23 protein-coding genes are annotated in these 21,197 nt (G+C 66.1%); 13 read left to right on the top strand and 10 right to left on the bottom strand.

What is annotated here, in order from left to right:
• Positions 1-10 precede the first annotated feature (10 nt).
• Positions 11-1,591, bottom strand: a complete 1,581-nt coding sequence (locus J2X42_RS11775; RefSeq protein ID WP_310165295.1) for an ABC transporter substrate-binding protein — start codon at positions 1,589-1,591, stop codon at positions 11-13.
• Between the two features lie 297 nt (positions 1,592-1,888).
• Between J2X42_RS11775 and J2X42_RS11780 the strand changes: the two genes are divergently transcribed.
• From J2X42_RS11780 to J2X42_RS11820, 9 genes are all read left to right on the top strand, one after another.
• Complete coding sequence (locus J2X42_RS11780) at positions 1,889-2,521, top strand: RraA family protein (RefSeq protein ID WP_310165297.1); 633 nt, start codon at positions 1,889-1,891, stop codon at positions 2,519-2,521.
• Between the two features lie 48 nt (positions 2,522-2,569).
• Entirely contained in the window at positions 2,570-3,919 is a 1,350-nt protein-coding gene (locus tag J2X42_RS11785) for an MFS transporter (protein ID WP_310165299.1), read from the top strand.
• A gap of 92 nt (positions 3,920-4,011) precedes the next feature.
• The gene (locus tag J2X42_RS11790; RefSeq protein ID WP_310165302.1) at positions 4,012-4,815 is read left to right on the top strand and encodes a 5-oxoprolinase subunit PxpA; all 804 of its coding nucleotides are present in this window, start codon (positions 4,012-4,014) and stop codon (positions 4,813-4,815) included.
• Between the two features lie 63 nt (positions 4,816-4,878).
• Entirely contained in the window at positions 4,879-5,682 is an 804-nt protein-coding gene (locus tag J2X42_RS11795) for a carboxyltransferase domain-containing protein (RefSeq protein ID WP_310165303.1), read from the top strand.
• Positions 5,666-6,709: a biotin-dependent carboxyltransferase family protein gene (locus J2X42_RS11800; protein ID WP_310165305.1), complete on the top strand. Its 1,044-nt coding sequence runs from the start codon at positions 5,666-5,668 to the stop codon at positions 6,707-6,709. Before J2X42_RS11795 ends, J2X42_RS11800 begins: the two co-directional genes overlap by 17 nt.
• A 130-nt stretch (positions 6,710-6,839) precedes the next feature.
• Complete coding sequence (locus tag J2X42_RS11805) at positions 6,840-7,643, top strand: SDR family oxidoreductase (protein ID WP_310165307.1); 804 nt, start codon at positions 6,840-6,842, stop codon at positions 7,641-7,643.
• 83 nt (positions 7,644-7,726) lie between these two features.
• Positions 7,727-8,896, top strand: a complete 1,170-nt coding sequence (locus J2X42_RS11810) for an aminotransferase class I/II-fold pyridoxal phosphate-dependent enzyme (RefSeq protein ID WP_310165308.1) — start codon at positions 7,727-7,729, stop codon at positions 8,894-8,896.
• Positions 8,897-8,901: 5 nt separating this feature from the next.
• Positions 8,902-9,516 carry a helix-turn-helix domain-containing protein gene (locus J2X42_RS11815; protein WP_310165310.1) on the top strand — a complete coding sequence of 205 codons (615 nt, stop codon included), beginning with the start codon at positions 8,902-8,904 and terminating at the stop codon, positions 9,514-9,516.
• 30 nt (positions 9,517-9,546) lie between these two features.
• Positions 9,547-10,137, top strand: coding sequence for a TetR/AcrR family transcriptional regulator (locus tag J2X42_RS11820; protein WP_310165313.1), 591 nt, complete (start codon positions 9,547-9,549; stop codon positions 10,135-10,137).
• Between the two features lie 9 nt (positions 10,138-10,146).
• Here the strand turns inward: J2X42_RS11820 and J2X42_RS11825 are convergent, their stop codons facing one another.
• The 5 genes from J2X42_RS11825 to J2X42_RS11845 form a co-directional block, all read right to left on the bottom strand.
• Entirely contained in the window at positions 10,147-10,647 is a 501-nt protein-coding gene (locus J2X42_RS11825) for a hypothetical protein (RefSeq protein ID WP_310165315.1), read from the bottom strand.
• 1 nt (position 10,648) lies between these two features.
• Complete coding sequence (locus J2X42_RS11830; RefSeq protein ID WP_310165317.1) at positions 10,649-10,858, bottom strand: hypothetical protein; 210 nt, start codon at positions 10,856-10,858, stop codon at positions 10,649-10,651.
• Between the two features lie 33 nt (positions 10,859-10,891).
• A complete protein-coding gene (locus J2X42_RS11835) occupies positions 10,892-11,947 on the bottom strand; it encodes an L-idonate 5-dehydrogenase (protein WP_310165320.1) in 1,056 nt (351 codons plus the stop codon).
• Between the two features lies 1 nt (position 11,948).
• On the bottom strand, positions 11,949-12,725 hold the full coding sequence (locus J2X42_RS11840; protein WP_310165322.1) for an SDR family oxidoreductase: 777 nt from the start codon (positions 12,723-12,725) through the stop codon (positions 11,949-11,951).
• A gap of 136 nt (positions 12,726-12,861) precedes the next feature.
• Complete coding sequence (locus tag J2X42_RS11845) at positions 12,862-13,314, bottom strand: Lrp/AsnC family transcriptional regulator (RefSeq protein ID WP_310165324.1); 453 nt, start codon at positions 13,312-13,314, stop codon at positions 12,862-12,864.
• A gap of 82 nt (positions 13,315-13,396) precedes the next feature.
• Here J2X42_RS11845 and J2X42_RS11850 point away from each other — a divergent pair, with 82 nt between their 5' ends.
• The 4 genes from J2X42_RS11850 to J2X42_RS11865 all read left to right on the top strand — a co-directional run bounded on the left by J2X42_RS11850 (position 13,397) and on the right by J2X42_RS11865 (position 16,504).
• Entirely contained in the window at positions 13,397-14,029 is a 633-nt protein-coding gene (locus tag J2X42_RS11850) for a hypothetical protein (protein WP_310165326.1), read from the top strand.
• A gap of 122 nt (positions 14,030-14,151) precedes the next feature.
• Positions 14,152-14,904: an alpha/beta fold hydrolase gene (locus J2X42_RS11855; RefSeq protein WP_310165328.1), complete on the top strand. Its 753-nt coding sequence runs from the start codon at positions 14,152-14,154 to the stop codon at positions 14,902-14,904.
• Between the two features lie 206 nt (positions 14,905-15,110).
• Positions 15,111-15,728 carry a LysE family transporter gene (locus J2X42_RS11860; protein WP_310165329.1) on the top strand — a complete coding sequence of 206 codons (618 nt, stop codon included), beginning with the start codon at positions 15,111-15,113 and terminating at the stop codon, positions 15,726-15,728.
• A 68-nt stretch (positions 15,729-15,796) separates the two neighbouring features.
• A complete protein-coding gene (locus J2X42_RS11865) occupies positions 15,797-16,504 on the top strand; it encodes an RraA family protein (RefSeq protein WP_310165331.1) in 708 nt (235 codons plus the stop codon).
• 389 nt (positions 16,505-16,893) lie between these two features.
• Here the strand turns inward: J2X42_RS11865 and J2X42_RS11870 are convergent, their stop codons facing one another.
• From J2X42_RS11870 to J2X42_RS11885, 4 genes are read right to left on the bottom strand one after another with little or no spacing between them, the layout of a single operon-like run.
• Positions 16,894-17,970: a LacI family DNA-binding transcriptional regulator gene (locus tag J2X42_RS11870; RefSeq protein WP_310165333.1), complete on the bottom strand. Its 1,077-nt coding sequence runs from the start codon at positions 17,968-17,970 to the stop codon at positions 16,894-16,896.
• A 29-nt stretch (positions 17,971-17,999) separates the two neighbouring features.
• A complete protein-coding gene (locus tag J2X42_RS11875; RefSeq protein ID WP_310165335.1) occupies positions 18,000-18,905 on the bottom strand; it encodes a carbohydrate ABC transporter permease in 906 nt (301 codons plus the stop codon).
• On the bottom strand, positions 18,902-19,783 hold the full coding sequence (locus J2X42_RS11880) for a sugar ABC transporter permease (RefSeq protein WP_310165337.1): 882 nt from the start codon (positions 19,781-19,783) through the stop codon (positions 18,902-18,904). The genes J2X42_RS11875 and J2X42_RS11880 overlap by 4 nt, the downstream gene beginning before the upstream one ends.
• A gap of 43 nt (positions 19,784-19,826) precedes the next feature.
• Positions 19,827-21,158, bottom strand: a complete 1,332-nt coding sequence (locus J2X42_RS11885) for an extracellular solute-binding protein (protein ID WP_310165339.1) — start codon at positions 21,156-21,158, stop codon at positions 19,827-19,829.
• Positions 21,159-21,197 lie beyond the last annotated feature (39 nt).

The following is a 21,197-nucleotide window of genomic DNA, read 5'->3' on the forward strand; positions in this document are numbered from 1 at the left end:
GTCCTTGGCCTTACTTAGTGATGCGCATGGTGGCGTAGTCGACGATGCCGGACGGCGCCTGGATGGAGAATCCTGCGCGCTGGGCAACGATCTGGGGTTCGCCGACGAAGGGGACGATGTCGTTGTCTTCGAGAATGCTGATCTGCGCCCGTTCGTAGGCTTCGCAGCGCTTGGCCTGGTCCGTAGCGGACTGTGCGGTGGCGATTTCGGCCAGGATGTCGGCGTTCTCGCCGCCGCCGATGTTGCGCCCGCCCTTTTCGGTGGGGACGCCGGCGATGCGGGTCAGGGATGCTGCCACGGTGCCCACGAAGTTCGCGTCGCCCTGGATGGTCAGGTCCCAGGTCTCCGGCTTGGTCTGGGTCATGGTGGCCCAGGTGCCGTTGTCCACGAGGTTCAGGTTGACGGTGGCGCCGGCTGCCCGGAGGGCTTCCTGGACGTAGGTGCTGCCTGCGCCGTTCGGGCCGATGCTGGTGGTGCCCACCATCTTGAAGGTCTTGCCGGCGAGCACCGCCTTGGCAGCCTCGGCGTCTTCCTTCGTGAAGTGTGAGTTGTCCTCAAGGGAGCAGGCCACCGTGGGGGCGACGATGGAGGTGTAGGGGATTCCCTTGTTGGCGTAGGCGGCGGCGTTGAAGGCCTGCTGGTTCATCAGCTGGGCCACGGCCTTGCGGAGGGCGGGGTCGGTGAAGGGGCTGCCGGGGCGCTGGTTGAAGAGCAGGAAGATTCCCGCGAACGGCACGGAGGTGACGGTGTAGTCCTTGTTCCCTTCAAAGCGGGCAGTGTCCGCCGGGGCAATGTCCGAGATGTCCATTTCGCCGGTGAGGAGCTGGTTGGCCACGGTGGTCTTGTTGACGCCGGGGAAGAAGCGCACGGTCTTGGCCGGCGTTCCCTCAAGCGGCTTGGACCACTTCGGCCAGGCCTTGTAGTCCTCGCGGAGGGTCATGTCGTAGCTGACGCCGTGGCTGGCTTTCGTCAGGGTGTAGGGCCCGGAGAAGGCTGCCTGCACGGATCCCTTGGCGAGGCCCTCGAGGTCCGCGAGTCCTGCGGGGCAGATGATACCGGTCTGGGCCAGGGTGAGTCCGCCGATGAGTTCGGACCAGGGCTGGGCCAGCTTGACGGACACGGTCCCTGCGGCGTCGTCGGCGGTGATGGTGGGCTGGCCGGGGCCGAAGACGAGCTTGCCGAAGTTGTTCTTGGTGGCGGGATCGGCGAAGTAGGTGAGGGACTTGGCCACGATGGTGGGGGTGATGACAGTTCCGTCGGCGCAGGTGGCGTCCTTGCGGATGGTCAGTGAGGCGTCGGTGGCTGTGGAGGTCCATTCGGTGGCGAGTCCGCCGATGAACTTTCCGTCCGCGTCGCGGCGCACCACGGTGTCGTAGAGGAAGCGGGCTACTTCGTAGTCGTCCTTGGCGTTGGCCTTGGCGGCGTTGAACGTGGTGGGGTCCGAGTTCAGTGCGGTCCGGATGGTGTCCGTGGAGGGGCCCGCGCTTCCGCCGGTCCCGGTGCTGGTGGTTCCGGTGCCTGTGGTGCAGCCGGTCAGCAGCAGCGCTGCTGCCGCCGCGGCTGCGGCCAGGGCGGTAATTCTTCCATGCATGGTGTCTCCTCGATACAACGGGGGATCTGCGAGAAAGTTCGCGAATGAGAAGAGTTTCTCTTATTCACTCGGCCAAGTCAACGGTTTTTTGTGAGCTGACACACAGCCGTTACCTGGGGCCGCCGCAATTTACCTGCCGGCAACAATCACCCGACTTATTTGGGCCAATCCGCCGGACCCCCTTGACGAATCACGTTTGAAACGCGAAACTTTTCTCATATGTGACAGCCGCCTCATCTGACTGGCCCCAGTCGACGGGGAGGGCGCAATCCACCGAACCAACCAAAGGTGACAACAATGGCAACAACACTCGAGCTCACGGTCCGCAAGGCCACCTGGACCCGGCTTCCCAAGGAACTCGTGGAAGCCTTCGCCGCTTTCCCCGTGGCCAACATCGGGGACGCCATGGAGCGTTTGGGAATTGTCGACGGCGGCATCAGCGCTGTCTGGGAAGGCGCCCACTGCGTCGGCTCGGCACTGCCCGTCCTGGGTGCGGCAGGCGACAACGCCGCGGTCATCGAGGCCCTGAACTACATCCAGCCCGGCGACGTGGTGGTCATCAACGGCTTCGGCCACGAACACCGTGCCCTGATCGGCGAGCAGCTGTCACAGCGCTTCGAGGCTGCCGGCGCCACCGGCGCCGTGATCGACGGCTACATCCGGGACCGCCACACGATCAGCGAAATCAGGTTCCCGGTCTTCGCCCGCGGCGTCACCCCCGCCGGTCCCTTCAAGAACGGCCCCGGCGTCATCGGCGAACCCGTGGCCATCGGCGGCATCGTGTGCGCCGCCGGTGACATCGTCGCCGCTGACGATGACGGCGTCGTCATCATCCCGGCGGCCCGTGCGTCCGAAATCCTGGAACGCGTGATCGCTGTTGCCGCCCACGAGGCCGAAATGACGGCCGAAATCACCCGCGAATACAGCTGACCTGCGCTTCACCGCGCAAAGGACCAGCCCTAGACTAAGAGAGACCTAATGACTACTGCATCGACGGACTCAGTGGAACTGAATACCGCACAAATCAAGGTTGTCACCGCTGACGGCAAGATGGTGCGCAAGGCGACCATCGCCGGCACCATGGGCTCCTTCGTGGAATGGTACGACTACGGCATTTACGGCCTGCTGACCACGTACCTGGCCATCAACATCATGGGGTCCAAGGACCTCGGATCCCTGCTGCTGACCAACGTCGGCTTCCTGGTCAGCTTCCTCGCCCGCCCCTTTGGCAGCGTGATCTGCGGCTTCCTGGGCGACAAGCTGGGCCGCAAGAACCTCCTGGCCGTCCTGCTGCTCCTGATCTCCGGCGCCACGGCGTGTATCGGCCTGATCCCCTCCTCGTCGGTGATCGGCTGGGCGGCTCCGGCCCTCCTCATCCTGTTCCGCATCCTTCAGGGCTTCTCCGCGGGCGGCGAAGTGGCCGGCGCCATGGCGTTCGTCGGCGAGTACGCGCACAACAAGCACCGCAACTTCTCCATGAGCTTCATCGCGGTGGGTTCCTTCTGCGCCCTGCTCTTCGGCAGCGCACTCTCCGCCACCCTCATCACCACCCTGGGCGATGCCACCATGGAATCCTGGGCCTGGCGCATCCCGTTCCTGTTCGCCCTTCCGCTGGGCTACGTGGGCTACTATATCCGCTCCAAGATGGAAGACACCCCGCACTTCGCCGCCCTGCGTGAACGCAACGAAGTGGAACGCAACCCGCTGAAGGCCGTCTTCACCTCCAAGCGCCACCTCAAGGCCATCGCGCTGACCATCTTCCTGCCCGCGCTGAACGGCCCCGGCTACTACCTCCTGTTCGCCTACATGCCCACCTACCTGAAGACCCAGCTGGGCACCGGCAACAACTTCACCATGGTGCAGGCGCTGATGGTGACTGCCGTCAGCCTGGTGGCCATCATCATCAGCATCCCGCTGATGGCCCGGCTGTCCGACCGGATCGGCCGCAAGCCGGTCCTGGCCGGTTCCGCCGTGCTGATGGCCCTGGTGTCGTACCCGATGTTCGCGATGATCACCACCGGCAACATGCTGCTGGCCTGCATCGCCACCGTGGTGATGGCCATCGCCTTCTCCGGCCACGCCGCCGTCGTGCACACCGTACTGACCGAAATGTTCCCCACGACGGTCCGCTACAGCGCGTACAGCATCGGCTTCAGCATCAGCACCATCATCTTCGGCGGCAGCGCCCCGCTGGTGATGACCGAGATCATCAAGGCCACCAGCAACAGCATGGTCCCGGCCTACGCCGCGATCGGCACGGCCATCATCACCCTCACGTCCGTCTACTTCCTGAAGGAAACCAAGGGGCAGCCGCTCCAGACGCACTAAGCAAACACGAACGACGGCGGCCTCCCGCCTTTGCCGGCAGGCCGCCGTCGTTGGACCATCCAGCATCCCAACAAGAACCTCCGGGAGTTACCTTGAGCATCAATTCAGTCGCCGTCGTTGCAGACCTCGGCGAAAGCTACGGAAATTACAGCATCGGCGACGACGAGGCCCTCCTGGGCCTGGTCACGGCGTCGAACATCGCCTGCGGCTTCCACGCCGGGGACCCCCGCGTTATGGACGCCACCGTGAAGTCCTGCGTGGAGCGCGGCATCGAACTCGGCGCCCACCCCGGCTACCCCGACCTGGTGGGCTTCGGACGCCGCCTCATCGAGGCCAGCGAAGAGGAAATCCGCACGGACGTCCTGTACCAGATCGGCGCGCTGGACGCCTTCGCCCGCATCCACGGCGGCAAAATCAGCCACGTCGCCCCGCACGGCCGGATGGGCAGCATCGCCCAGACCGACGCCAAGCACGCCCGGGCCATCACCGACGCCATCAAGGCGTACGACCCGTCCTACATCGTCATCTGCCAGAACGGCCTGCTCGCCGACGAATCCCGCAAGCGCGGCCTCGAGGTGGGCTACGTGTTCCTGGCGGACCGAGGCTACGGCGAGGACGGCATGCCGGTTTCCCGCAACACCGAAGGCGCTTTGCTGCACGATCCTGAAGAGATCGGCCGCCGGGTTGTCCAGGTGGTCACCGAGGGAACGGTGCGCGCCGTCACCGGCAAGGTGGTCCCGCTGGGCCACGATGCCGACGTCGTCCTCCTCCACGGCGACCACCCGCAGGTCCTGCAGAACGGCACCGCCCTCCGCGCGGCCTTGGAGAAGGCAGGCGTGAAGGCGACCGGGCTGCAGGAAGTCCTCGCCGAGAAAGCCAAAGCGGCAGCGGCCTGACCGCCGCGTCCGCCTCCTGGCCCGTCCGCCCCTGACCGCCGCCCGCACCACCGAGCAGGACATATGACCACGCAACCACCGCCAGCCGCCAACCACAGCCGGCCACCGGGCATTGAGGCGCACCCGTTTGGAGATTCAGCGCTTATGCTGGGCATCGCCGACGACGACCCCGAGGTCCGGCGGGCCGGTGCCAGGAGGCTGCGGGACGTCCTGCTGGAGGTCCGGCCGTACGGGGTACTGAACCTGGTGGCGGGCGCGGAATCGCTGCTGGTGGAGTTCGACTGCCTGGCGGTCAGCCACGGCCAGCTCGCCCAGACCGTCCGGCTCGCCGTGGCCGGGCTGGGACTGCAGGACACCGGACCGGCCCCGGGTGCGAAGGACTTTGTGATCCCCATGGTGGTCAGCGACGAGTTTGCGCCGGACCTTCCCGGAGTGGCCGAGGAGCTGGGTCTCAGCCAGGAAGCAACGCTTGAGGCGCTCACCTCGTCGGTGCTCACCATCAACCTGCTGGCGGCCGCGATGGCGCCCATGATGGCCGGGGTTAACTTCCCGGGCCAGGTGAGCCGGTGCGCCGAGCCCCGGACCGACGTTGCCGCCGGTTCGGTCATGGTGGCCGGCACCAGCGCCATCATCCAGCCGTTCCCGGGACCCACCGGCTGGAAGGTGATCGGCCGCACGCCCCTGACCGTCTGCGATATCCGGGAGGACCCCGCAACGTCCTACCGGCCGGGGGACAGGGTCAGATTCCAGGTCATCCCGGAAAGCGGCTGGGCGGAACTGGAAGGCCGGTTCCTCCGGCCCGTACCGCCCGCAGACCAACTGTCCGCACCCCAGCAGGAAGGCGGCACCCATGGCAGCGAAGCCTGAGCAGGCCGTCACCCTCGCCATCAGCGAGGCCGGCTGGCTGTCCACGTTCCAGGACCTTGGCCGCGAGGACTCCGAGTTCATGGGAGTGCCCTGCGGTGGTGCGGCGGACCAGCATTCCGCGGCGACTGCCAACATTTTGGTGGGCAACCGGCGCGGGGCCGCCCTGCTGGAAATCATGGGCGGACGCTTCGCGTTCACCCCGTCGCACGACATCTTCATCTCCATCACCGGCACCCCGGCGGAAGTAACCGTCGGGGGAGTCCCCGTGCCGCTGTGGCAGCCGGTCTGCGTGCCGGCCCGGACCAAAGTGGTCATCTCCAAGGCAACAGGCGGCATGCGCACCTACCTGGCCTTCAGCGGCGAGCTGGACACCCCAAGGTTCATGGGCAGCGCTGCACCGGAAGCCCGGATGGGGTTCCCGCAGCGGCTGGCCGCGGGCCAGCAGGTGGCGCTCGCCACCCGGTACCGGGGCTTCAGCCAGCCCTACCTCGGCCAGCCGCTCTTCAGGCTGCCGGTTCCGGTGCCCGACTTCAGCCCCGGCGTCTGGACTGTTGACGTGGTGGACGGGCCGGAAACGGACAGGACCCCCGGCATCCGGGAGCTGTTGAGCGGCAGCACCTACACCGTGGGCGGCAAATCCGACCACGTGGGCCTCCGTCTGGACGGCCCGGTCATCCACCCGGAAGGGCTGGGCGAGATCGTGTCGCACGGCGTCCCGATCGGCGCCTTCGAGATCCCGCACGGCGACGAACTGATCATCCTGGGCCGCTCACGCACCCTGACCGCGGGCTACCCCATCGTGGCCGTGGCGACGAAAGCTTCGCTGCCGCTCCTGGGCCAGGCCAGCCCCGGGCGGAAGATGACCTTCCGCTGGGTCAGCCAGGAGGCCGCCGTCGAACGCTGGCGGGAACAGCAGCGGCTGCTCTGCGCGCTGGAGGAGCGGGTCCACAACCTGTTCGCCGCCGTCGGGCTTCCCGTCGCAGAGGCTGCGGATCCCGCGACGCCGCCCGGCACCCGCGCAGCCTGAAAAGGGTTGACGCCCCCAGTTTCAAATGAGAAACTATTCTCATATCTAATTTGGTTCTTGTTTTAGCCGGGTTTCCCGGTTGCCACTGCCGCGCTGCCTCCCGCAGCGGGCCGGACGAAAGAGACGCATCATGGAGCTCCTGAATGGCAAGGTTGCCATCATCACCGGCGCCGGTACCGGCATGGGCCGGGAAACGGCGAAGCTGCTTGCAGCCGAAGGTGCCGTCCTGGTGCTCGTGGGCCGCCGGCAGGACGTGCTGGACGAACTGTCCGCCGAGATCTCGGCCGCCGGCGGCAAGTCCCACGTCCGCACCGCCGACATCACCGGCAAGGCCGAGGTGGACGCCCTGGTGGACTGGATCCACGAAAACGTGGGCCAGGTGGACATCCTCATCAACAACGCCGGCAGCGCCAGCAAGGTCCTCAACGTGCGCTGGATCGCCGAAGAGGAATGGAACCAGGTCCTGGACGTGAACCTGAACGCCGTTTTCCTGCTCACCCAGGCGGTCCTGCCGGACATGCTCAGCCGCAACACCGGAACCATTATCACCGTCTCCTCGCTGGCGGCGGTCACGCCGAACCTGCTGGGCGGCGCCGCGTACGGCGCTGCCAAGGCCGCGGTCCGGAACTTCATGACGTACCTGCACACCACCTTCCGCAACGACGGGCTGCGCGCCGTGACCATCCTCCCGGGTGAAACGGCCACCCCCATCCTGGACAACCGGGCCCGCCCGCCGCGCCAGGAGGAACGGGACGCCATGGTCCAGCCGGAGGACGTGGCCCGGGCCATCCACCTGGTGGCCACGCTGCCCCAGCGGACGGTGGTCCAGGAACTGATCATCGCCCCCACCGTGCAGCGCGACACCTCCGGGGACATCGAAATCAGCCGCTGGACCGGCGCCCCCGAATCCGACCTCCCCCGGACGCTCAAATAGCGCGTCCCTTCAAGCACCAAACGGCCGGGATCCTTCCGCCGCCCCTGACTACCCCCTGCCTCCCTGTCTGAAAGGACACCGTCGTGACCACTCCCGCAGCACCCAGCATCCTCAGCTTCCGTCCTTCCGACGCCGTCCAGCGCGTGCTCGACACGTCGCTGCGCGTCCAGCAGCCGCAGTCCAGCGGCGACCTGGTGTCCCTGGCCATGGGCGAACCGGACTTTGACACCCCGCAGCAGGTCCGCGACGCCGCTGCAAAGGCCCTGCAGGACGGCTACACGCACTACTCGCCGCTGCTCGGCGAGCCGGTACTCCGCGACGAACTGGCCGTCCGGATCGGTGCCCTGCTGGGATCTCCCGTCAGCACCAACGATGTGCTGATCACCCAGGGCGGCACGGCCGGACTGGCCGCCGCGATCCTCGGCACGGTCAACCCGGGCGACAAGGTGGTCATCCCGGATCCCACGTACTCCCTCTACGCGGACCTGGTCAGCATGGCCGGCGGCACGATCGTTCCGGTGCCCCTCGCCGAGGACCTGCACTGGGACCTCGAAGCGCTCGCCGGCGCCCTCGACGGGGCGAAGATGTTTGTCTTCTGCAACCCGTCAAACCCCACCGGAATCGTCCACTCCCGCGCCGAGCTTGAAGCCCTGGCCGCGATGGTCGCCGGCACCGACATCCTGGTCCTCTCCGACGAGGCCTACAGCGACCTGGTCTACACGCCGGAGCCGTTCACCTCCGCACTGGAAATCGAAGGCCTCGCGGGCCGCACCATCTACTGCCAGACCTTCTCCAAGAGCTACGCCATGACCGGCTGGCGGGTGGGCTACCTGTGGGGTCCCGCGGACGTCATCGCCTCCGCCGCCAGGGTCCACAACACCTTCAACGGCTCCATGAACACGGCAGTCCAGCTGGCCGCCCTCACCGCACTGCAGACCTGCGGCCCGGACATCGAGCGGATGCACGCCTCCTACGCGTTCCGGCGTGAACTGATGTACAACGGCCTGAAGAACATCCCGGGGCTCACGGTCAGCTCACCGGAAGGCGCGTTCTACCTTTTCCCGAAGTACGACGCCGACCTGCCGGCTTCCGAGATGGTGGCGCACCTGCGCAGCCACGGTGTGGCAGTCCGTCCCGGCAGCGAGTTCGGCCGCAACGGCGAGCACCACCTGCGGCTCTCCTACGCCGCCAGTGCCGCGGCCATCACCGCCGGCGTGGCACGGCTCGCGGCCGGCCTCGCAGCCTTGAAGTAGCACCTGTGGCCACCACCAGCGCAGCTCCCGGGTTGCGCAGCGATACGCTGCGCAACCGGAAGCTCATCATCCGTTCCGCCGGAAAACTGTTCGCCGAAGGCCGCCAGGCCACCATGGCGGACATTGCCCGCGCCGCCGAGGTCTCAACGGCCACCGCGTACCGCCATTTCGCCTCCGTGGATGAGGTCCTGGCCCGGTTCCGGTTCGACGTCGGCAGCGAACTCCTGGAATTCAGCCAGCAGCAGGAGGCCACCGGCCTGGAGCTGCTGCGCCTCGTCAGCACCAAGTGGGTCACCCTGGTGGTGGCCCACGGCCGCGCGATGGTCCACACCCGGTCCGGCGAAGGCTACCTTGCGCGGCTGCGCACCGGTGCCACGCACCTGACCGTCCAGGCCGATGCCCTGAGCGCGGCGCTCAGGGACACGTGCCTGGAACTCGGCGTGGACGATCCCGGCGATGAGGCCATGTTCCTGTGGAACGTCCTGTTCGATCCGCGCGAAATATTCGATCTCATTGAAACGCTGGGACTGAGTCCTGACGACACAGCCCGCCGGCTCGTAGCCACGCTGGTGGGGGCCTTGAAGGGCTGGTGCGGCCCGATCGGCGGGCACAGGCAATAAGCTTGGTACGCAACAGAAAGGGGCCCGGGAATGCGAAGCGATACCCAACGTAACCGCAGGGAACTGGTCAACGCGGCCGGTGCGCTGTTTGCCGCCCGGCGGGGGCCCATCAACATGACGGACATCGCCAAGCACGCCGAGATCTCCACCGCCACGGCGTACCGGCATTTCGCGTCCGTCGAGGATGTCCTGGCCGAGTACCGCTTCAACGTGGGCCAGAAGCTGCGGGACTACAGCCTCAAGCAGGCCACCGGCGGCCTTGAGCTGCTCGAAGCGGTCAGCCGCAAATGGGTGGACCTGGTGGTCAAGCACGGCGGGGCAATGCTGTACACGCGTTCCGGCGAGGGGTACCTCGCCCGGCTGCGGACCGGAGCCTTCTATCTCACCGTCCAGGCCGAGGCACTGCAGCGCCCGTTGGAGGAAGCCTGCACCGAGCTGGGATTGAGCCCTCTGGGGGACGAGGCGATGTTCCTGTGGAACATCCTTTTTGATCCCCGTGAAATCCTTGACCTGATCAACACGGTGGGCCTGAACAAGAAGCAGGCCACTGAACGGCTGGTCTCCGCGCTCCGCGGGGCACTGATTGGCTGGGACGAAAACAAGTCCGCGGCGAAGGACTGAACCCCGGGCCTAGTTCGCCAGCCGGACGCTCCGGAGCGTTATCCCGCGCATCTCGCTGCGGATCCTCTCGGGCGGAACAGCGGCCAGGGATGCGACTTCGAAGAGGTCCAGCTGGTCCGTCTTCAGCGCCATCACGGTGAGGGACCGGCGTCGTACTTCCAGCACGCTTTTATGCTCGACGGCGGCAGCCAGGGCCTGCGTGCGGCCGCGGATCGCGTCGAGGTGCGTATCGGCCGGCCAGCCTGCCGGCTGAAGGTCCGTGTACCCGGCGCCGATCCGCCGTCGAACCTCCAATTTACTGACGCCTGCTGCGTCAGCGATCCTGGCCACCGGGACGCCGTCGGCAAGGGCCTGGGCAACGCTGTCGTTCCGCTGCCGAAGGGCACCCCGGACGCTGCTGTCCGCCTGCGCCACCTGCTGGCGGTTCAGAGCCAGTTCATGGCGGAGCGTTTCCTGGTCGATGGGTTCGAACCGGCGGCGCCGGCCTGCCCGCAGCGGCTGGACGGCCACGTCAGTGCTTGTCCGCTTCCGGGGCCAGGACCCACACCACCGGTGCGCCGTCAAAGGAAGGCATGAGGCTGCCTTCGAAGAACACCTGGCCGTCCTGTACTTTGCCGATCGGGCTCCACCGGCCGCTGGCCGGGCAGTGCGTGCCGGTGCCCGCCGTCATGGCCCGGAGGGGCCGGCAGCGCAGGGTGGGTGCTTTGAAGGTCTGAATCATTTTCTTGCTCCTGATGCCTGGGGAGTGCAGTTGTTATTGGTCGCGGAACGAGATGAGCACCTTGCCGGACCTGGTGGGGTCCTTGGCAAGGTCGAAGGCCTCCAGTGCCTCCGATGACGGGAATTCGTGGGTGACCACCGGGTCCACGTAGAGCGAGCCGTCCGCCAGGGCAGTGAGGACGTCGTCGATCTCGTCGTTGAAGCGGAACGAACCAACGATTTCGAGTTCCCGGGTGATCGCCAGCGAGATCGGGACCGGCTGGTCGCCGCTGGGCAGGAGACCCACCATGACCACCTTGCCGCCGCGCATGGCACCGCGGAGTGCGGAGGCCAGGCCGCGGTGGTTCCCGGAGGACTCCAGCACCACGTCGGCCTGGACGGCTTCGATGGCGTCGGCGTCGGTAGCCAGGATGGTGCCCGTGGCCCCTACGGCCCGGGCAATTTTCAGGGGAGCTTCGTGCATGTCGACGGCGATGATTTCGGCCGCGCCGGCACGTTTGGCCACGGCCACGATGAGGCTTCCGATCGGGCCGCTGCCGATGACCAGGACCCGCTTGCCGGCGAGGTCCCCGGCCTGGGAGACGGCGTGCCAGGCGACGCTGGCGGGCTCAGCAAGGGCGGCTGCGCGCAGCTGCAGCCCATCCGGGAGGGGACGGAGCATCCGGGCGGGCAGCACGGAATACCGGCTGAAGGCGCCCTGGGTGTGCGGGACGCGGGCGGCGCTGCCCAGGTAGGTGCAGCCGGGGGACAGGTTGGGCCTGTCTGCGGGATAGCGGACGCCGTCTCCGCCCGGGGTGGCGGGATGGACGGCCACGTCTGTGCCTGCGGCCGGACCGGAGCCGTCGGCGGCCGCCTGGACCACCGTGCCCACCACCTCGTGGCCGAGAACCAGCGGGGCACGCAGGATGGATTCGCCGGCAGCGCCGTGGAGCCAGTAGTGCAGGTCGGAGCCGCAGATTCCGCCGTAGGCGATGTCCACCACTGCTTCGTGGGGTTCGGGCGCTGCGTGCTCGAGGGTTTCGATGCGAAGGTCGCCGACGCCGTGGACGACGACGGCGGGGCCCGCTACTGGGTTAGTTGTTGTTGCCATGTCAGACCACCACTGTCATTCCGCCGTCGATGAAGATTGTTTGTCCGTTCACGTAGTTGGACGCGTCCGAGGCCAGCCAGGTGACCGGCCCGGACAGGTCGTCCACGGTTCCCCAGCGGCCCGCCGGCGTCCTGCCGAGGATCCACGAATTGAAGGCCGCGTCGTCCACCAGGGGCTGGGTCATTTCGGTGTGGATGTAGCCGGGGGCGATGCCGTTGATCTGCAGTCCCTGGCCGGCCCATTCGGCCGTCATGGCGCGGGTGAGGTTGCGCAGCCCGCCCTTCGCGGCCGTGTAGGCGCCGATGGTGGGGCGGGCGAGGTCCGACTGGACGGAGCCGATGTTGATGATCTTGCCGCGCTTGCGCTCCAGCATCCGGCGGGCGGCTTCGCGGCCCACCAGGAAGGCGCTGGTGAGGTCGGTGGCGAGCACCCTGTTCCAGTCGGCCACGTCGAGGTCCAGCAGGGGCACGCGGTGCTGGATGCCGGCGTTGTTCACCAGGATGTCCAGCGGCCCGTAGGCGGCTTCGGCGTGGGCTATTCCCGCCGCCACGGCGTCCTCGGCGGTGATGTCGAAGGAGACTGCACCCACCTTGTCCTCGCCGAAAGTTCCGGCCAGTTCTTTCCTGGTGGCTTCCAGCCGGGCCGGGTCCAGGCCGTGGAGCACCACGGTGGCTCCGGCCCGGGCCAGGCCGCCGGCCAGGGCCTTCCCGATGCCCCGGCTTGATCCCGTGATCAGGGCTGTTCGCCCGGTGAGGTCAAAGGGTGATGGGTGGTCCATGGAGGGTGCCTCTTCTCGAAGTTCTCTTGGCTGTCATCTGTGTGCTTCAGCGCCTCTTTGAGCCTACGGCGGGGCATGCACAGAGTCAAGAACTATTTCTCATTTGCGAGAAGATTATTGTTTTGTGGCGAGGTGGCTACAAGGGGAGGGGCCGGTTTTCGACGACGCTTTTCATCACGAGGGTGGAGCTGAGGCGCTGGACGCCCGGGAGGGTGGAGATCCGTTCGTCGTAGAGCTTCTGGAAGGCCCGCAGATCCCGGGCGACCACCTGCAGGAGGTAGTCGGGATCGCCGAAGAGCCGTTGGGCCTGGAGGACGTTGGGGATGGTGGCGACGGCCTGTTCAAAGGACGCCACCGTGTCGTGGTCGGCGTCGCGCATGGTGACAAAGACGAGGGCTTCGAAGGTGAGGCCCAGGGTTTCGGCGTCGAGGTGGGCGCGGTAGCCGCTGATCGCGCCGGACTGCTCCAGTGCGCGCAGCCGGCGGTGGCAGGGCGAGAGGCTGAGGTTGACGCGCTCGGCGAGTTCGGTCAGCGAGAGCCGGCCGTCCATCTGGAGCTCGGCAAGGATTTTCCTGTCCACGTTGTCCATGGGGAGTATTCTTCCCCATACTTGATGTCCAGGGGGAAGAATGCACTCCCCATCCTGAAGGCAACCGCACAGGAGAGTTTCCATGCCCGAGCACCCTTGGCGCCACATAGACCTGGACGTCTACGAACGTCACATGAGCGATGCGCAGGTGGGCCAACTCCAGGCCCTTCACGCCATCACGCGCGAGCAGCTGGCGGATTATCGCCCCCGTGCCGTCGGCGTGCTCGGAGTGGCTGGTGGAAACGGACTGGACCTTGTCGACCCGGAGACGGTCCAGGCCGTCTACGGCTACGACATCAATCCGGCCTACCTCGACGTGTGCCGGACACGCTACGAGCCGGTGTTCGGTGACCGCCTGCACCTTGTTGAATGCGCCATTGGGCCTTCCCTGGTACTCGAAACGACGGACCTCCTGATCGCCAACCTGATCGTCGAATACGTGGGTGAGCGGGAGTTCGCTGCTTTCGCCGCAAAGAACCGGGCCTCGATCAAGGTCCTGTCCTGTGTGACCCAGCTGAACAACGCCGCGGGACTCGTCAGCAAGACAGAGTTCTCGGATTCCTTCGACGGCCTGGCGTCCATCGCAACGGACATCGTCACCGGACGGTTCGCAGACGCCATGGTCGAGGGCGGCTTCGAGGCAGTCAAGGAGAGGACCTATCCGCTGCCCAACGGCAAGCTCCTGTGCCGCCAGGACTTCCGCTCTCCTCTATGAGTCGCGCCCCCTTCTCTTAATCTGTGTTCTGATGGAATCCGCAATGGTCCGGTGTGTCAGAGGGAGTTCGAGAATTGCTTGCAGAGTCCGTCTGCAAAACCAGGGATGGTTTTGACTTAGCCGTGCAGACAGGCGGCGTTGCCGGCGCGCCGGCCCTGCTCCTTTTGCAGGGGCAAGCAAACTCCCATGTCTGGTGGGATGGTCTTCGGGGGGACTTTGAGTCCGACTTCCAGACCATCACTTTGGATTACCGCGGAACCGGGTCAAGCCGCGGCGCCATTGCTTCCTGGACTACGGAAAGTTTCGCCGCCGACGCCGCTGATGTTTTGGAGAGTACCGGGGCTTCTGACGCTTTTGTATATGGAACGTCGATGGGCGGGCGCGTGGCCCAGATGCTCGCGGCACATCATCCGGACAGGGTGAAAGCCCTGGTCCTGGCATGCACTACCCCCGGCGGGCCGAATGCATTCGATCGCTCGCGGAAAGTCACCGAGGAACTTGCCCGGGCTACTGCGGCTGACCGACTCAGCGTTTTGCATGACCTGTTTTACACGCCGGCCTGGCCTCATGCCCCGAAGGACAGTTCACTGCTCGGCGATACCACGATGAATCAGCAGGAGTTGGCTGCGCACCGGAAAGCAAGCCGGCGGCATGATGCCTGGGAGGTGCTGCCGTCGATTGCCGTGCCGACGCTGGTCCTGCATGGGGAGGACGACCTGATGACTCCGGTGGAGAATGCCCGCCTTCTCTCTGACCGGATTCCCGGTGCCCAGCTGCACGTTTACCCCGGAAGCAGGCATGGATTCTTCGAGGAGTTCTCACCACAGGTCACTGCGGCCGTGATCGAATTCCTCTCAGGATCCCTCACAGACTGAGGTCCTTGTTTGCTGGCCGCCAAGTCTCCTGGCCGTGGCCAGATCCGCAAGCGGGCAAGAATTTTCCGGTCCACGTCGCTAGTGGAGAACATTCTTCTCAACTAGGGGCCTGGGGAGGGAGAAGTTGGAAGCGGCTTTCGGTCCGATTTTCCTAGGCTGGTAAGGCACCTTCAGGCACTCTGTGGGTCAGCCTTGAGGGAGAAGATATGGCTTTTGGGACCGTGGCCGCGTTCTGGGCGGTGTCCTTCCTGTTTGTCCTCACTCCGGGGGCGGACTGGGCGTATGCGATTTCGGCCGGGCTCCGGCACCGGACGGTGTTGCCCGCCGTCGGGGGTCTGCTGTCCGGGCATCTGGCGGCCACTGCCGTGGTCGCCGCCGGCGTGGGCGCTGTGGTGGCCGGCTCACCGATGGTGCTGACTGTGCTGACGGTGGCCGGTTCGGCGTACCTGGTGTGGATGGGGATCGGGATGCTGAGGCGACCCGCGATCCCGCAGGCCGGCGAGGAACAGGCTTCGGGCTCGTGGGCCCGCCAAATGTTTAGGGGCGCGGGGATCAGCGGGCTGAACCCGAAGCTTTTCCTGCTGTTCCTGGCGCTGCTGCCGCCGTTCACCGACCCCGGCGCCGCGTGGCCCGTCGCGGGGCAGATCGTGGTGCTGGGCCTGGTGCACGTGGCGAGCTGCGCCGTCGTCTACACCGGCGTGGGCGCCGGCGCCCGGGTGGTGCTGCGCACCCGGCCCGCCGCTGCCCGGACGGTGACCCGGTTCTCCGGCGCCGCCATGGTGGCCATCGGGCTGTTCCTCCTGGCGGAGCAGCTGATGCATTAATTGTGGAATGCCCGACGGCGGCGCCTCACCAGATTGCCCTAACAACCCGCAACAAATAGGAGAAACCCTTGCATCCAGAACAGCTTCACCGGACTTATCTGGACCTCACCACCCCGCACGTGGCCGACGCCTGCATGCGGCTCGGCATCGAGGTCCGCTGCGCCCCGCCCGGGACGGTCCCGTTGTGGAGCGGCACGCACCTGGCGGGCCGGGTCCGCCCGGCCCGGCACTACGGCAGCGTCGACGTCTTCCTTGAGGCCATTGAACGCGCCGAACCCGGCGACGTCCTGGTGGTGGACAACGGCGGCCGCCAAGACGAAGCCTGCGTCGGGGACCTCGTGACACTGGAGGCAAGCGGGGCCGGCCTGGCCGGCATCCTGATCTGGGGACTGCACCGCGACACTACCGAGCTGCGGACCATCCGGCTGCCCGTCTTCAGCCAGGGGGCGCTGCCGGTGGGCCCGCAGCGGCTCGATCCGCGCGACCCCGATGCCCTGGAAGCCGCGCTGTGCGGCGGGCACCGCGTTACGGCCGAGGATTTCGCCCTGAGCGACGACGACGGCGCGCTGTTCATCCCGCTCACCCGTGCCGCCGAGGTCGCAGACGTGGCGGCCACGATCCGTGACACAGAACGCTCGCAGGCTGCGAAGATGCACATGGGCACCACATTCCGGACCCAGGCGCACCTGGGCGAGTTCCTGGCAGCCCGCGCCTCGAACCCCGCTTTCACGTTCCGGCAGCACCTGCGCGCGTTCGGCGGGGAGATCGAAGAGTAGCCCCTGGCTTGAGCGGAGTGCCGCCGTCGTGCTATCCGGTTCCCGTCCTGTGGATGTCGGGATGGCAGGCGCGTAGAATACAAGCCCGTTGGCGACTCCCAGGATGGATGCCCTCATGCTCAACACACTGCTTTGCAAAGTGAACCTAGGGCACCACTGGTTGGCCGAGACGGACCGGGATGGGAAATTCGCCCGGCACTGCACGAAATGCGGAAAGGTTGACCGGCGCGCCGTGACGCGTTCCGGACGCCGTGCCTATGATGGCCCGCCCGCCACGGACTTCCCCGAACCTCCGAGCAGTTTTTGACGCAACTCGCCTGCCTGCAGTCAAACAGTCAGCAAGGCGCAGACGTGATCGCCGCCGTCGCCATTCCCGGCAGGCTGGCGAGCTACGCAGGCGCCAGCGCCCGGACGGAGTTCCGTTCCACGGTGGGGCAGTAGATTTTTTCGGGGCCGCTGGCCTGCTCGGCGTCAAGGCCCAGCAGCATTCTTACCCCCGCCGCGCCCAGTTCGTAGTGGGGGAGGGACACCGTGGAGAGGGGAGGCCGCAGGTGGGCAGCAATGACTTCCTGGTTGTCGAATCCCACCACAGCCATGTCGTCGGGGATTGAGAGGCCCTGCTCCCGCAGCCCGTCGTACAGTCCCATCGCCATTCGGTCGTTGTAGCAATACACGGCGGTGACGCCGAGTTTTAGCAGCCCTTCGGTTGCCCCATACCCGCCCTCCTGATCCGGAAAGGCTTCCAGGACAAGGCTGTTGTCAAACGGGATGCCTTCCGCTTCCAGCGCCTCCCGGTAGCCCTGGAGCCGGCCGTCCTTGGCCGGGGCGGGGGTGGTGGCGTTGATGAAGGCGATCCGGCGGTGGCCGTGCTTCAGCAGGACCTCGGTGGCTGAACGGCCGCCCTGGACCTCGTCGGGGACGACGGCACGGGCGCCGGGTTCTTCGGCAAAGCAGTTGACGAGGACAAAGTCCGATTCCCGGAGCGAGTCCGGCACGTCCGTTGCCCTGTGGAACCAGGTCGAGTAGAGGATGCCGCGGACCTTGTACTCGAGCATCATGGCAATGGCGTCCCGTTCAAGCTCGCGGTTGCCTTCGGTGTTGGCGATGAGGAGGGCGTAGCCGTGTTTCCAGGCCTCGTCCTGGGCGCCGTGGATGATCTGGCCGGCGAACGGGGTGGTGGCGATCGCGTCGGCGACGAGCCCGATGAACCGGGAACTGCCGCTGACCAGGGTTTGGGCCATGGCGTTGGGCCGGTAGCCCAGATCCTGGATCGCGTCGTGGACGCGCTTGCGGGTCTCGTCGGATATCCGGGCCGCCTTTTTGTTGTTCACAACCAGGGAAACAGTGGCGGTGGAGACCCCGGCGGCTTCGGCCACCTGACGCAGGGTGACGGGCTGGGCGCGCCGGGTCTGCTGCGCGGGGGCAGGCGACGATGGCGTGCCCGAACTATTCTCCTGCGAATTCATGTGCCCTCCTTCAGGAGTATATCGGCCGGTCATCCCTTGGACGCCCCGCTTTCCAGGCCCTGGATCATTGCCTTGTTGAGCACGAGGAAGACAAGCAGCAGGGGTGTGATCGTGACGCAGACGGCGGCGAACGTAGCCGTCCAGTCCGTCTTTCCCATCGCGCCGATGTAGTTCTGCAGGCCCAGCGGGATGGTCTTCAGTTCCTCGGAGAGGACGAAAGTGTTGGCGAAGATGAAGTCGTTCCAGATGAAGATGCTGTTGACCAGCACCACGGTCACCACGGTGTTTAGCGAAAGCGGCAGGGTGATCAGTCCGAAGATCCGGTAAGGCCCTGCCCCGTCCAGCGACGCCGCCTCATATGTTTCCCGGGGGATGTACTCGAAGAACGACGAGAACAGGTAGATCGACATCGGCAGGGCGAAGCCGGCCAGGGGGATGATCATCGACGGGTAGGTGTCGAGCAGGTTGATGCTCGCGTAATCGATGAAGAGCGGTACGAGCGCGATCTGCACGGGCACGATGATGCCGATCAGGAACAGGCCGCGGACGAACTTGCTGTACCGGAAGCCGAGGACCTGCAGGGCGTACGCGGCCATCATGCCCAGGAGAACAATCAGGAGGTTGGCGCCCATGGTGACGACGAAGCTGTTGAGGATGTTCATGCCGAGGTTGCCGGTCTCGAAGGCGCGGGCGTAGTTCTCGAACGTGATCGCCTTCGGGAGCGCGAACGGGTCGCCGGTCGCGAAGTCGTGTTCGGTGCGCAGGCTGGTGATGAACAGCCAGGCCAGAGGGTACACCTGCACGATCGCGATGAGGGCGATGATCACCCTCGAAAGGGTGGCGTGGAGGCCGGGCTTCCGCCTTCTTCGGAGCGGCGGGACGCTCTCTGGCGGTGCTGCCACGGGCCGGGTGACGGGAGCTGCTGGCGCGGTCATGCGTCCGCCTTTCGTTTGAGCATGAAGAGGATGAGTCCGACGGCGACCAGGCACTCGATGACGATGAAGACGGCGATGGTGCTGGCGTACCCGAAGTCGGTGCTGGTGAACGCCGTCTTGTACATGTACGTGGTCAGCAGTTCGGAGGACTGTCCGGGGCCGCCGTTGGTCATGAGGTACGGGATGTCGAATCCGCGCAGGCCGTACGTTGTCGCCATGATCGTGGTGGTGATCCAGACGGGCATGATGTGCGGGAACCGGATCTTGGTGAACAGCTGCCACCGGGATGCGCCGTCGAGGCGGGCCGCCTCCTCCAGCTCCTGCGGGACGGACAGCAGCGCCGCGTAGATGATGAGCATGTACAGGCCGGTGAAACGCCAGCCCTCCGGCGCCGACACCGCGGCGAGCACGGTGTTGATGTCCGAGAGCCAGGGGCGTTCAAGGGCGCCGAGGCCGATCCAGTGCAGGAGCTGGTTGAGCAGGCCAGCCGGTTCGATCGAGTAGATCCGCACGAAGAGGAACGCGATGGCCACCGTGGAGATCACCGCAGGCAGGAGGTAGAGCGTTTTGATCAGTTCGCGGCCGCGCCGCATCGAGGTCAGGAGGCTGGCCACCAGCAGGGCACCGCCGAGCTGCAGGACAAGGCAGATGGCGAGGTAACCCAGGGCGTTGAAGAATGAGCGCCAGAAGATGTCGTCCGCGGTGAGCATCCGGACGTAGTTGGCGAGCCCCACGAACTCCATGTCGCTGATGCCGTTCCAGGAGAAGAAGCTCAGGAACAGCGACTGCATGATGGGGAACAGCACGGCGACGCCGTACAGCAGCAGGGGCGGGAGCAGGAAGACCAGGACTGAGAGTCGTGACCTGTTGGGGAGCATGGCAGGGCCTTTCGGGTGGGGGCCGGAGCCCCCACCGCTGTGATTACTTGAAGAACTTCGGGGCGTTCTGCGCGATGGTGCTGTCCATCGTGCTGGTGAACTGTTCGGGCGTGATGTTGCCCTGGACGAGGAGCACCAGCTCCTGCTGCAGCCGGCCGTTGGTGGTCGGGTCCAGCTGGGTGTCCCACGGCATGGCCTGCTTGCCCCCGAGGTCGTTGGCCATGTCCAGGGCCTTCTTGTACAGCGGGGTGGCGTTGGCCGGAAGTGCTGTCTCCACGTTGGTGGTCGGTGACAGCGCGCCGGTGGCCGCGTACTCGGACGGGTACTTCGTCAGGGCAAACTTCAGGAAGTCGCTCACCAGCGGGTCGTACGTCTTGGCGTTCACGGCCATGCCAATGCCCGACGGCGAGACGAACTCGTTTGCCGCCGTGACGGATCCGTCCGTGGTTGGCAGGGTGAAGAAGTCGATGTCATCCCGCACTGCAGGATTCAGCTTGTCCGTTGCCAGGCTTGGCAGCTCCCAGGTGCCGATGTTGTACATCGCTGCCTGGCCCGAGGTGAACTGGTTCTGCGCATCGGAGTAGCCCTGTGAGGAGAAACCGTCCTGGAAGCACTTGGCCTTGCCCAGCGAAGCCAGCCATTCGACGGTCTTCCGGCCTGCCGGATCCGTAAATTTGGCTTCGCCTTTCTTGAGCTTCTGGATGAACTCTGGCCCGGCCTCGCGGAACGGCTGGTAGGCGACGTACCGCTCCAGCGGCCACTGGTCCTGGCCGTCGATGGCGATGGGGGTGATGCCGGCCTCGCGCAGGGCCGTGCACATTGCGGGGAAGTCATCGAGGGACTTCGGGGCGGCGACGCCGGCCTTCTGCAGCAGCGCCTTGTTGTACCAGATGAATTCCAGCTCGAACTGGAACGGGATCATGTGCAGGGACCCGTCGTCGAAGCGCTGGTAGTCCAGGGCGCTGGGCCGGTAGTCGTCATAGACGTCCAGGGACTTGAGCAGCTTTTCGGCATCGAGCATTTTGCCCTGTTTCGCCAGCTGCTGGGCGAAGGGGGTGGCGTCGGTGTCGAAGAGTTCGGGAAGCTTGTTCGCGGCCGCGAGGGTTTCCAGCTTCTGGATGTACGAGGGCCTGTCGGGGGTGGTGATCAGGTTGAGCGAGAAGCCCGGGTGGTCCTTGGCGTAGTCGTCGGCCAGTTTCTTCATGATGTTGATGACGGCGCCGTCGGCCGGCCGGGACAGCAGCCACGAGATTTCCCGTGGCTTGACCTCGCCGGTGGGACTGACGTTGGAAGGGGCAGTGGTTCCTCCGCTGCCGCATCCTGCGAGGGCGATGGCCGCGGCCGCAGCCACGGCGGCTGTGAATAGCTTCTTCATGAAAATCTCCTTTGATTCGGGTGAAAGCAGTGCGGGTGT

This window comes from Arthrobacter sp. BE255, assembly GCF_031457335.1.
Taxonomy (GTDB): domain Bacteria; phylum Actinomycetota; class Actinomycetes; order Actinomycetales; family Micrococcaceae; genus Arthrobacter.